The following is an 11398-nucleotide window of genomic DNA, read 5'->3' on the forward strand; positions in this document are numbered from 1 at the left end:
GAATTGCAAGCGACCGGCACTTGCTGGTATACGGCCGCATCCCCTGACGGGACCGGTCTGAGCCACGCCGGGAGCCTCAGGCGGTGACGGGATGCGGAAAGACCCGGGCGTGCCACGCCGCTTGGTAGGGAGGTGTCCAGGATACGACGCCCCCACTCCGTCTAGGCTGGATCAGGAATCAAAATGGTGAGTCCTCTACTTGGCTCATTCTCGATTTCGTTTTTTGCCCTGTGGCTGTTGTTCGTCCTGCCGCCGCTACAGACTGGCAGCCCCCCATCGAAGAGCGTTCTCCGGTCGGCAGATGACGCGATCGTCCGTCAGGCACAGGAGCCGGAGGAGACGACTCTGTATTTCCCGGATTACGTGGATGGCGGGGGATGGTCGGTGCAGTTGGTCATCAGCAACGTCGCTCCGGATGCCGCAGCCGCGGCCCGGGTAGAAATCTATGACCCGGACGGACAGCCAGTCCGGGATCTTTTCGACTCCGATTTGACGTTGGAGATTCCAGCTCTGGGCAGTCGAATTTTGAGAAGCGCCGGCTCAGGGCCCGTTCGGCGAGGCTGGATCCAGGTCGAGTCTGATGCGGACACAGTCAATGGGTTGTTGATCTACCGGCACGCGCAGTCGGGAATCGAAGTCGGCGTCAAACCCGTCGAGTTAGGGTCTCAATTCGCGCTGTTCGTCGAGGAATCGCCGAGTGTCGGCGCCGGCGTCGTCGTCTTCAAGCCGGACTCCGCTCCCCGACTCGAGCTTCGAATCCGTGACGAGGAGGGGAACGACCCCTTGGAGGGTGGATTCGTCCCCTGGGGGGATTTCCAGCAGGCGGCGCGGACGCTCCCGGAATGGTTCGCGGTGCAAGGAGTCGATACGGAGTTCTTAGGGGACTTACGCGGTCTGTTGTTCATGGAGACGGAGGACGAATCTTCGTTCGCCCCGCTCGGGTTGCGGTTCGGGAAGCGAACCTCCTCACTCTCGGCGGTGCCGGCGATCCGGATCCAAAGTGAGGAACCTCAAGAGATGCCCCTGATCTTCCCTGACTACGTGGATGGGGGAGACTGGTCCGTACAGTTGGTGCTCACCAATATCAACACGACCGCAGCCACTCCGGCCGTCGTGGCCGTCTATGACGCGGCCGGACAGCCCGTTCTGGATCTTTTCGATTCCGATTTGAAGTTGGAGATTCCGGCTCTTGGCAGTCGAGTCTTGAGAAGTGCCGGCTCAGGGGCCATTCGGCGGGGCTGGATCCAGGTCGAGTCCGAGTCATCCTCGGTCGGGGGGCTGCTGACCTACCGGCACGCCGAGTCGGGAATCGAAGTCGGTGTCGAGCCCGCCCAGTTGGGACAAGAATTCGCGCTGTTCGTAGAGGAATCAGAGACCATCGGGGCGGGACTGGCCCTCTTCAAACCGGAGGCTTCCTCCGAGATCGAGTTCCAGTTCCGCGACGAAGAAGGGAAAGACCCGATCGGAGAGGTCCTGACCCGGGGGAATTTCCATCAGCGTGCCTGGACCCTTCCAGAGTGGCTGGAGGGGACCGATCCACAGATACTCAAGGGTTTCTGTGGTCTGCTGTTCCTGCGAGCCGCAGACGGTTCTCCGTTCGCCCCGGTCGGGTTGCGGTTCGGGAAGCGAACCTCCTCACTCTCGGCGGTGCCGGTGACAGCCCTCGATTCCACCCAAGAGATCGCAGTTATCGTGCCGACCATCTCAAGCCTTGGCCCAGTTGAAGCCGGCAAGCAGGCCGAGGATTTGATTATCGTTACGGTAGAAGACGACTCGGGCGAGCCGGTTTCCGAGGCGACCTATCGGTGGGGGACTGACAAGAAGTCGGGCTGGGTGTATCCGTCAGAGGGCATCACAGGCACGGATGGTCGGATCAGCGCTACGTGGGTTGCTGGGTCTCCAGGTAACGGATCCCTCACCCTGACAGTGGAGAACGACGTATCGGCACAGACGGTGGAGATCCCGACCCAGAGTGTGACGTCCCGGCGACCTCCTTGGGCCCAGAATGTTGTGTGGATGTATAGTGCCCTTAGCACCGGGTATTCCATTGATCTGACGCCACTGACCGAACCACGAGGCACGTACTACGCCGCCATCGGGTGGGAGGGTGGATATGCCGGGTTGCAGCGAGGGGGATTTCGATTCGATCGCGAGCTTCAGTTTTCCGTCTGGGATGTGGACGGGATCAAGGCGCAAGTTATCCGGAGAGGCGATGGCCTTATCTGTAGGAGATTCGGAAACGAAGGAACGGGACAGTCCTGCGACTTGAACTACCCGTGGCGTGTTGATGGCACGTACCGGTTCGAGGTCACCGAAGAGGAACTGAACGGCGGCAGCGTAATGACGTTGCACGTGACCGACTTGGCTGCAAACCGAAGAAGGTTCGTTGGCGCGCTTCGATACGGGCGGCGGGCAAACCTGACTTGGGCGTATATGTTTGTGGAAGACTTCTTGCGCACGGCTCCAACTTGCCTCGCCCAACCTGTCCGGAGCGCTGCCATTCGGCGAGCTCTGGCTCGGATCGGTGACTCGTGGCAGCCGATCACCAGAGGCACCCTCGCACCTCAGAAGGATTCAGGCAATCCGGGTACTCCCCCCTGTGCCAATCTGGCGGCGCGGGATCACGCGGCCGGACTCGAAATCGTAATGGGTGGACGAACCGCAGGTGGTCCGCTAACCTCACGCGAAGTCTTAATTCCCCTCGGGGAACCCCGCCCTAGAGGTCGATAACGACCCAAGGGGATATAGACTGTCCCCTTCTTGATTCGTACGCGGTGGCGAATCTGCTTCCGCCGGGGAGAGGATGGCCCCTACGACGTCGAGATCGCGGATTATCGCTGAGGAGGTCGAGGTGATGAGCTTCAAAAGTGGAATGCGACCGGTGCACCCGGGAGAAATTTTGCGGGACGAGAAGGATGCGCTTGGCATGTCGGCCAATGCGCTGTCAAGAGCGCTGGACGTGCCCGTAAATCGAATCACGGCGATCCTGAATGGGCAGCGGGAGGTGACGGCCAATACAGCATTGCGCCTGGCGCGCTACTTTGGGACGACACCGCAGGTCTGGCTGAACTTGCAAAAGACCTGGGAGCTGCGGCGAGAAGAGATCGAATCTGGACGCCGGATTGCCGAGCACGTTCATTCCCGGCAAACGATGACGCCGATAGCAGGGAGCAGGATCGATGCCCGTTCCTGACGATCAAACGCTGATGCTGCCGGCCCTCAAGGCGCTTTCCGGCGGTAGGGAAATACGGCTTTCCGAGATTCGCAGGAGGGTTGCCACCGCCGAGCGACTAACGGCCGAGGATCTCCAGGAGTTGCTCCCGAGTGGGCAGCAGGCGGTGTTTTCGAATCGAATCGCTTGGGCGGTATCCTATGTGACCCGAGCAGGTCTAGTCGAGAGGGTTCGCCGCGGTGTCTATCAGGTGTCGACACAAGGCGCGCAATTGCTTGATCAAGCACCAGCCCGGATCGACATCAAGCTTCTCGATGGATACCCGGCATTTGCCAAGTGGCGTTCCCAGCGCAGAACAAATCAACCGCCAGCGGAACCCCCTCCGGGCGAAGACCAGGGTGAGCCGGTGAAGACGCCGGAGGAGGCCTTGGAGGGATTCACCCGACAATTGCGCGAGGCCCTTGAGACGGAGGTGCTGGACCGGCTTCGGCAGGCGGATCCCAAGTTTCTCGAACGAGTAGTGGTGGATCTACTAATCGCCATGGGCTATGGCGGGGGCGACGCCACGATGGGGCAGGTGATCGGGCGCTCTGGTGACGGTGGGATCGACGGCACGATTCGGGAAGATGCACTCGGCTTGGACGAGGTCTATCTCCAGGCGAAGAAATATTCTGAGGGCAATACCGTGGGCGCCGGAGCCCTGCGCAACTTTGCCGGCGCGATCGATGCGGCGGGGACTAACAAGGGTGTATTTGTCACCACCACCAGCTTTACAGCCGCCGCCAGGGAATATGTCAGGTTGAGCCCCAAGCGCATTATCTTGATCGACGGGGCAGAACTGGCGCGCTTAATGGTTGCTCACGGCGTGGGTGTCCGAACACGGATTCGCTATGAGGTCAAGCGAATCGACGAAGACTACTTCGAGCAGGAAGCCTTTTAGACGATGCGTCTTTCGTGGGTTGAGATGCGAGCCCGAGCGGCCCGGTTTGCCGAAGAATGGAAGCATGCGACTGACGAAAGGCGTGAAGCGCAGAGCTTCTACAATGATTTCTTCAGGATTTTTAGGGTCCGCCGCCGGGCCGTCGCTCGTTATGAAGAGCATGTACAACGGCTGGATAACAGCCCCGGATTCATTGACCTATTATAGGCAGGCGTCCTAATCGTCGAGCAAAAGAGCGCCGGCCGGGATCTGTCGCGTGCCTATGACCAGATTGGCGAGTATTTCGACAGCCTGCCTGAGAGAGACCAACCTCGCTACATCCTGGTCAGCGACTTTCACACCTTCGAGGTCCACGATCTCGCCGAAAGAGAGCAAGTCTCTTTTGCCTTGGCGAACCTTCCCGCCCACGTTGAGAAGTTTGGCTTCATTCTGGGTGTCCAGCGGCGCCGCTTCCGAGATTAGGATCCGGTCAATATCCAAGTCGCGGATGCAATGGGAAATTTGCACGATGCGCTCAAGACGGGGGGAGCTTTGATCCGCACGGTCGTCGAGGTCCTCTACCGCGACGCGGAGTCCGTCCTGGTCCTCGATGCTGGGAAACCTCCCTCAGCGTAGCTATGGGAGCAATTTTTCTCCTGCGGCGGTCCCAGCGCGAGGGGCCCATTCTTATGGGGCGCAACTGGGGGGGCTGGGGGGATAGGTCCCCCCGGTCCTTGTCTCTTCGTTCCGGCTTCGGAGCCGGTTTCGGACCCGGCTTCCGCTTCTTGGCGGCCAACAGCCGGGCCATGGATAGCGGAAGCCCAGAGCCTAAAGCAAGCCCGGATGTCGGGGTCGAACCTTTCAATCACTGTGAATTCTTCCCTGGAGGCTTTTTCCCGGCATTGGGCTGCTTAGCTGGTGGCGGTGGAAGCGTCCGGTACTCGGGCGGAACGTCGTAAATCCCACCCATCCGCGACCCGTGGAAAGCCGCCCACGCAAACGGAAAACCTATCAATCCGCCAAACAGCAACTTCCTCCCGACGAGTTCGCCTCGTTCGGGCATAAGGAGCGGAATAGAAATGAGGGCGACTCCCCACGTAAGCCAACCCGGCCACCGTTTCGAAATCGGACGATGGATCAGAAACTCGCGTACGGATTGCTTCTGAAAGGTACGGCTTTGACCATCCGGCAGGGTCAGCGTAACGGAGTCATCCGTGGCTGAGCCGAAACGGCCTTCGATCTTGTGGCTTCCTGGAGGGGCTTCATCCTTGTACAGTCGGACCTCAGTCTTTGTCTGGGGAGGCACAGTGAGTACACGGGACCAAGTCGGCATGTGCCGCTTCGATCCGCCACAGCCTGACAGGACCGCTACCAGTACCAGGGGAACAAGTCCGATAGCGATCATTTTCCGATATAGCATCTCTCTGGGGATAGATAAACTCATTCTGGCATCGTTAAGCTAAATTGAAGTTCCTCGTTCGACACAGCAACGCCACGGCCTTCGATCGAAGCGGTTGCGGTCTTTACGCGTACAATAATACGTTCCGCAGGTACACCAGCAAAACGGACATTGCCCAAATCGGAGGTTGAGGAGGACCGCGTGGCGCGCCACCAGGATGTCGAAGAAATGCCGTAGCGCCGCCAGGGCCCAGTTGTTGGTCGGCGCTTTGTAAGGGAGCTCCTCCAGGAACCGGCCGGCCAAGCCGGGCGTCACCTGGCGCAGCTCCAGTCCCTGGTCCTCACACCAAGTCAGGACGCGACTCACTTGATGGGCGTAGGCGGTCCGGGTGTGGGGATTGGAGAGCCGAGCCCGAAAGAACTCGTCTGCGGCGAAGCAAGCCGCCTTGCCGACCCGCGCGAGGACCGTCGGGAAGGCCCCTTCGAGCCGGTTTTTCGAGAGCGAATCGGGGTTTTTCGGGACGAGTTCCCGAGTGCTCATAACAGCTAAGTATAATATCCTTTTTCGTAGTCTAATCCATGTCCGTGACGGCTTGGTTTTTGCTCGGCCAGACGCCTCTCTGGAGGTGTCTGCTGAAAAACAGGGGAGACCTGACATCCATGTGGTCCAGAGCTATCGAACTGGTGTCGCAGCAGGTGGTAGACATCCGCACGCCGACGTGTCTAGGGACCGGCTTCAGATCCCGAATGGGGTATCATGAAGCATGATTTCAGTCTCCCTGTGGTGGATTTTGGTCGCATTGCTGGCCGTGTTCGTACTGTGGTTCACGGCTCCCCTGTATGTCGAGCGCACCGCGAGCGAGTACCGAACGCAGGATGGTGACATCATCACGGTCAAGGTTGAGTTCGACGGGAAGCAGGCTACGGCAGAGATCGTCGTCTCCGAGCACAAGGGTGAGGATATCGGACGCGCCCTGGACGCGGCCGTCACAGAAGCTGAAAGCCGCTACGGGAAGCTTGAGTTCCGCAGGGGATGGGCCGACCCGGCGGCTCCGTCTCGCGCAGAACGCGTACGCACCAGCGTGCGTCGCCTCCTGGTGCGCGACTGACTGATGTCGCCTGAACTCGCCCAGTGGCTTCCCGCGGCCTTCATCGCCGGTTTGGGCGCGAAGCCGATCTATGCGACCTTCGAGTCCCTGACCGAGTTCCTGGCCCGGCGATTCAAGGGAAGCGGTGAAGCGAAATGAAGGCGAATCGACAGGTCATTGGACCTTTGCTCACCCTGGTTCTTCTCCAGATGCCGGCGAGCGCGGCAGGTACGGCCAAACCAGTGTGTTCTCCACCGGGGGATCTGGCCATGACTACGAACACGCCAACGGCCAGGCTCGCGGTTCTGGCCGAGATGGCGCAGGATATGAACACCACGAACCCCGAATCCGGGTCACCGAGTTAGTTCCTCATTGGGTCAGCTGGGGGTTAGGGTTTGTGCGTTCCATAGCGTCCATGAAAAGCGCTATCGTTCTACTGGCAAGTTCCGGGCCGCGGCGCATCCTCCCTATAAGCACTGCAAATTCAGGACTTTGAGCAAACGCCTGTGCTTCGGTGATCCCACGCTCCGCCAGCCTTGCATTTACCATCTCCTCTGCCTTGAGCGCCAGAGCGCCACTCATCATGCTCACCTTCCGGGCAGCATCCAAAGGAAGTTCGCCATTAAGGTTTCTCATCCACGGGTCGGCGCCGCCGGCAAGCAACGTCTGGATAATCTCGTGTGTCTCCTCCGAGGGCCGAGTTACCGCCCTGAAAAGGTGTCGAGACACAGGCGTACGACCGAATTCCCCATGAACATTGGGATCCGCCCCGGCGTCAAGGAGTGTCTGTACCTGCTCCGCCGTACGGGCATGAACGAGGGGAGTACCGTTGCAATCTTCCACGTGGGACGTATCGGGATCTGGGATTCCCTGCTCCGCAGCAGCGCGTAGAATCTCCAAACACTCCTCCTCAGCTTCCTCAGAAACAGGGTCTCGTTTTTCGGCCATGGATGGGCGCGGAGGGCAGGACACGCAATCAGAGTCCAGTGTGACGGAAGGAAGCGGGGGAATGTGATCGTGATGCGTGGTGTGTGACGCTCCGGCCTCCTGGTGGGGTGTTGGTTCGAGGCTGTGATCCGTTTCCCACCAGAGAAAGATCAGCAGGACGGTAACCAGTGCGCCACTGGCCCAAACATATCTACGGTTGACTCTCATGGAAAGGACCTCCTTTCGTTCCAGGCGTGACACCGGAAATCACCCTGATTGATGCGTTCTGCACCAAAGAACAATTTGGGAGGGGTAGAATGAATTCCAGGATGACTCCTCCTCGGTGCAGGACAAGTTAACCTTAGATTCTGTCGAGTGTTGGCCCACTCGGCAGATCCAACTTATGGGGATTATAAACTTGACTAACGAGATCAAATAGTTTACAATGCCCCCAACATGACAAAAAAGAAGAAAAAAGCTCCCGGAAAAGCCCATCGAGAGGGCATCAGCTTAATCCAGTTGGCGGAGATGTTTCCAGATGAGGAAACCGCGACCAAATGGCTTGAGAAGACCCGCTGGCCCGACGATCGCCCCTGCCCCCATTGCGGGGACTGCGACACCTACAAGATGAAGTCCGGCAAGCCGATGCCCTACCGCTGTCGGGGCTGCTGGAAGTTCTTCTCTGTCCGCACGAAAACCGTCATGGAGCGGTCGCATATTCCGCTGAAAAAGTGGGTCTGGGCCATCTACTTGTCTATGACCAGCCTCAAGGGTGTCTCCTCCATGAAGCTTCACCGGGACCTCGGGATCTCGCAGCGGTCCGCCTGGTTCATGGCGCACCGGCTGCGCGAAGCTATGATGCCGCCCGCCCGGCACCGCTTCGAGGGTCCGGTTGAGATCGACGAGGTTTTCATGGGAGGCAAACGGCGGAATATGTCCAACAAGCGCCGCAAGCAGTTCTCAGGACGCGGCGCAGCGGGCAAGACAGCCGTGGTCGGGATCAAGGATCGCCCCTCAAATCAGGTCGCGGCGAAGGTCATCGGCAAGGCCAACCGGGAAACCGTGTTCCCTCTGATCTCCCGCCACGTCCAGTTCGGAGCTGTCCACTACAGCGACGACTCCCCTATCTACGAAGTCCTCCCCAATCACTGGTCGGTGAAGCACACCCTTCACGAGTATGTCCGCGGGGACGTTCACACCAACGGGATCGAATCGTTCTGGTCCATGCTCAAGCGTGCTCACGCGGGGACGTTCCACAAGCTGAGCGTCAAGCACCTCCACCGGTACGTCAACGAGTTTGCGACTCGCCACAACCTCCGGGAACTCGATACCATTGAATTGATGCGCGCGGTCGTGGCCCGAATGATTTGCAAGAGGTTGATGTACAAAGACCTCACAGCCGACAACGGGCTTCCGAGCGGGGACAGGGGGCAGTGAATGAGGCACGGCACAGCTTAGCAAGGCGAGGATGTGAATATGATGCTATGCTCGATAGAGCTAGGGAGGAGCGAACGGATCGTGGAGGAGACGCTTTCGGCTTTTCAGTCCAGGTTCCTTTTCACCGGGGCCTGGTTTCGCTTCGCTCCTCCTGACAAGTTTACCATCATCTCAGGGTAGGATCAATGCCCCGACCAGTCATCATTCCACCCCCACCCCCAGGCATGACCCCGGAGGATCTAGCCCGACGGCTGTTGCAGACTCCTCCCTCGCCGCGCAAGCGCAAGCCAGTCGCAGACAAACACACTCCCACCACGGGCAAGTCCAAGTAGCGAGTGTGCGTCATTCCGGATACTTCCGGGAATAAATCACCGTGATTGCGAGGAAAAGCAAGTAGGCAACGACCACCGCAATGATCGAAGTCAACAACGTGTAGCCTGAATACAGCATCCCGGAAAAAAGGAGAGGACATACCAGAGGAGCCGGCCAAATCTTGCTGGCGAAATACCTCCATCGGCCCACCTCCCGCAGTCTTGAAATTCGATCCGAGTGCAGAATTGAAACTATTTCCGGTGTGAACCAGAACGGCGCAACGGTAATGCACACCAAAAACATTACGACGTGGTAGACCAACCAGAGGTACAACTGGAATTCTTGATTCGTCACCGGGGAGGACAGCTTTACGATTTCCAAGAGCCTGTCATTGACTCTGACTACATTGGCTGCCTGCCTATAAACTGCCCAGGTACAAAAAGCCAATTTGCAAAGAGTCCATACCCAGTGAGGGCGCTTAAAGATAGACATTTCACCGCCCCTCCTCGATCAGTTCAAATTGGCAAGATACCATAGCGCCGGACGGACTGAGTTGGCAGAATTCCGTAGCTCAGATCAAATCAAATTTTTGGCCCCGTTTGCGGGCTTGTTTCTGGAGTAGCTAACCCGTACAATTCCTCAGATTAGGCGAGGTTTCTGGTGCTGCGAACACCAGAAACCTCTAAAGCCAACGTCCATGGTGCAGGAGGACGGAGGCCCTAACACTCATTCTATTCCAGAGTGGACCCTCCTGCACCTGTTGGGCGTCCTGTCCACAGGGAGGGTACGTGCCGCCAAATACGATCATCGAGCACGCTGTCTGGATTCTAGGGATAGCAGGACGGTTTCTTGAAAGACGGGAACTGATCGCCCGACTGCTCGAAGCCGGCTGTGCAAGGAACGCAAAAAACCCTGAAGGGTCGATCGGAACTGTGCTGTCCGACGAGCTGAAGAAGTCCACTTCTCGTCTCGTCAAGCGCGAAGCCGCTTACGGGCTGCCCAGCTGGAAGCAATCTTCTCCCAAGGATTCGTGAATAAGTCCGACGAAGAGGAGAGAAGCCCCGACCGGACTCGAACCGGCGACCTCCCTGTTAGCCACACGGGCGCTCTTCCGTCTGAGCTACGGGGCCTCCTCCTCTCCCTTATTCACCGTCCGGAGAACTCGCCCGAAACGGGCAGGAGGAGGACCCCATGAGGAACGCTTGCAGTTCGCTCCCCGGGGCTGTTGTTGTGCTGTCCCTTTGCGCTGTCAGTTACGCCGAGGACAAATTCGGGTTCGACACCCAGCAGGGGTTCATCCCCAACAGCAGCCCCGGCTGCCGCGTTCAGGTGGACGTCCCGGACCCCTTAGAGGACGGAATGATTATTCAGTTGAATTCAGGCGACGCTGCCCAATGCGGAGGGATTGCAGAATGGCGGGTGTCTGAATACCATCCGGGCAAGTTCTACGCTGCCATGTTCATCCCCCTGCCGGATCCGCTCGTCATCGAATGGGGGATCGAATCTCCACTGAAATACGGACGGCTCAGGGACGAAATCGAGTGCGTCCAGGTCGATCCTTACGGAGCGCCTATCGAGGACGCCCACGAGGTTCTCAAGGCTGAGGAGTGCACACGAACGCTCACCGACGTCTATGCCTGGGACAACGTGTTCCGGGGGTTTTCAGCGGGAGGAGTCAACGAGGCGGAGACCAACCCCCGTGACGTCTCCGAGTTTGACCGCTGGCTGGTCAAGATAGATGACCCGGAGCAAGTCTTGGGGTTTTCTCTCATGGTCGTGGAGTCCTTCGCCCCCGCTCACGGAAATGCGCGCTGGCACGCGCAGCGTTACGACGACGTAGCTGACGTCTCCTGCCCTCCGGGAGACTGGAGGGATATCAAAACACTGGAGCAGAAGGCCTTCGACACCTACCCGATGGAGGAGGCGCACCGGAGAGCAGCCCATTTGGACTACCTCCACCTGTACGCTGACGGGCAACCGCCCCGCTTGGACGAGGGCACGATGGTCACTCCCACTAACCGGAACTTCACTTCGGGTAGTCGGTCTAACTGTTTCTCTATCAGGAAGATAGAACAGGAAGATAGAAGAAATCAACCTGGCCATTTACTGGCAACAAATCGGGTCGGATCCACGCCGAGCAAATCG

General features: G+C 58.8%; 11 protein-coding genes and 1 tRNA gene. 8 read left to right on the forward strand and 4 right to left on the reverse strand.

Features of this window, described 5'->3' with window-relative positions; all coding sequences use genetic code 11:
* Positions 1 to 183: 183 nt before the first annotated feature.
* From OXT71_16400 to OXT71_16410, 3 genes are all read left to right on the forward strand, one after another.
* Complete coding sequence (locus tag OXT71_16400) at positions 184 to 2730, forward strand: DUF3472 domain-containing protein (protein MDE2927979.1); 2547 nt, start codon at positions 184 to 186, stop codon at positions 2728 to 2730.
* Between the two features lie 124 nt (positions 2731 to 2854).
* Positions 2855 to 3193: a HigA family addiction module antitoxin gene (locus tag OXT71_16405; protein ID MDE2927980.1), complete on the forward strand. Its 339-nt coding sequence runs from the start codon at positions 2855 to 2857 to the stop codon at positions 3191 to 3193.
* Positions 3180 to 4112 (forward strand): restriction endonuclease, encoded by a 933-nt coding sequence (locus OXT71_16410; GenBank protein MDE2927981.1) that lies wholly within the window; start codon positions 3180 to 3182, stop codon positions 4110 to 4112. Before OXT71_16405 ends, OXT71_16410 begins: the two co-directional genes overlap by 14 nt.
* Positions 4113 to 4328: 216 nt before the next feature.
* Here OXT71_16410 and OXT71_16415 read toward each other — a convergent pair whose 3' ends face one another.
* Both OXT71_16415 and OXT71_16420 read right to left on the reverse strand, forming a co-directional pair.
* Entirely contained in the window at positions 4329 to 4619 is a 291-nt protein-coding gene (locus tag OXT71_16415; GenBank protein MDE2927982.1) for a hypothetical protein, read from the reverse strand.
* Positions 4620 to 5550: 931 nt separating this feature from the next.
* Positions 5551 to 6030 carry a site-specific integrase gene (locus tag OXT71_16420; protein MDE2927983.1) on the reverse strand — a complete coding sequence of 160 codons (480 nt, stop codon included), beginning with the start codon at positions 6028 to 6030 and terminating at the stop codon, positions 5551 to 5553.
* Positions 6031 to 6253: 223 nt separating this feature from the next.
* On the opposite strand from OXT71_16420, the gene OXT71_16425 reads away from it, so the two are divergent.
* Both OXT71_16425 and OXT71_16430 read left to right on the forward strand, forming a co-directional pair.
* A complete protein-coding gene (locus OXT71_16425; protein MDE2927984.1) occupies positions 6254 to 6598 on the forward strand; it encodes a hypothetical protein in 345 nt (114 codons plus the stop codon).
* 3 nt (positions 6599 to 6601) lie between these two features.
* Positions 6602 to 6736 (forward strand): hypothetical protein, encoded by a 135-nt coding sequence (locus OXT71_16430; protein MDE2927985.1) that lies wholly within the window; start codon positions 6602 to 6604, stop codon positions 6734 to 6736.
* Between the two features lie 210 nt (positions 6737 to 6946).
* On the opposite strand, the gene OXT71_16435 is transcribed toward OXT71_16430, so the two are convergent.
* The gene (locus tag OXT71_16435; protein ID MDE2927986.1) at positions 6947 to 7525 is read right to left on the reverse strand and encodes a hypothetical protein; all 579 of its coding nucleotides are present in this window, start codon (positions 7523 to 7525) and stop codon (positions 6947 to 6949) included.
* Between the two features lie 507 nt (positions 7526 to 8032).
* Between OXT71_16435 and OXT71_16440 the strand changes: the two genes are divergently transcribed.
* Positions 8033 to 8941 carry an IS1595 family transposase gene (locus OXT71_16440; GenBank protein MDE2927987.1) on the forward strand — a complete coding sequence of 303 codons (909 nt, stop codon included), beginning with the start codon at positions 8033 to 8035 and terminating at the stop codon, positions 8939 to 8941.
* Between the two features lie 1100 nt (positions 8942 to 10041).
* On the forward strand, positions 10042 to 10287 hold the full coding sequence (locus OXT71_16445) for a hypothetical protein (GenBank protein ID MDE2927988.1): 246 nt from the start codon (positions 10042 to 10044) through the stop codon (positions 10285 to 10287).
* A gap of 22 nt (positions 10288 to 10309) precedes the next feature.
* Here the strand turns inward: OXT71_16445 and OXT71_16450 are convergent.
* Positions 10310 to 10383, reverse strand: a tRNA-Ala gene (locus tag OXT71_16450).
* A gap of 61 nt (positions 10384 to 10444) precedes the next feature.
* On the opposite strand from OXT71_16450, the gene OXT71_16455 reads away from it, so the two are divergent.
* Positions 10445 to 11398 (forward strand): hypothetical protein (locus OXT71_16455; protein MDE2927989.1); only part of this gene is annotated, 954 nt, incomplete at its 3' end.

The organism is Acidobacteriota bacterium, from assembly GCA_028874215.1.
GTDB lineage: Bacteria > Acidobacteriota > UBA6911 > RPQK01 > JAJDTT01 > JAJDTT01.

Excerpts from the sequence above, each read along its gene's own strand:
- OXT71_16420 (MDE2927983.1), bottom strand. The coding sequence starts at position 6,030 with ATGAGCACTCGGGAACTCGTCCCGAAAAACCCCGATTCGCTCTCGAAA.
- OXT71_16440 (MDE2927987.1), top strand. The coding sequence starts at position 8,033 with ATGTTTCCAGATGAGGAAACCGCGACCAAATGGCTTGAGAAGACCCGC.
- OXT71_16410 (MDE2927981.1), top strand. The coding sequence starts at position 3,180 with ATGCCCGTTCCTGACGATCAAACGCTGATGCTGCCGGCCCTCAAGGCG.
- OXT71_16430 (MDE2927985.1), top strand. The coding sequence starts at position 6,602 with ATGTCGCCTGAACTCGCCCAGTGGCTTCCCGCGGCCTTCATCGCCGGT.
- OXT71_16435 (MDE2927986.1), bottom strand. The coding sequence starts at position 7,525 with ATGGCCGAAAAACGAGACCCTGTTTCTGAGGAAGCTGAGGAGGAGTGT.
- OXT71_16425 (MDE2927984.1), top strand. The coding sequence starts at position 6,254 with ATGATTTCAGTCTCCCTGTGGTGGATTTTGGTCGCATTGCTGGCCGTG.
- OXT71_16400 (MDE2927979.1), top strand. The coding sequence starts at position 184 with ATGGTGAGTCCTCTACTTGGCTCATTCTCGATTTCGTTTTTTGCCCTG.
- OXT71_16405 (MDE2927980.1), top strand. The coding sequence starts at position 2,855 with ATGAGCTTCAAAAGTGGAATGCGACCGGTGCACCCGGGAGAAATTTTG.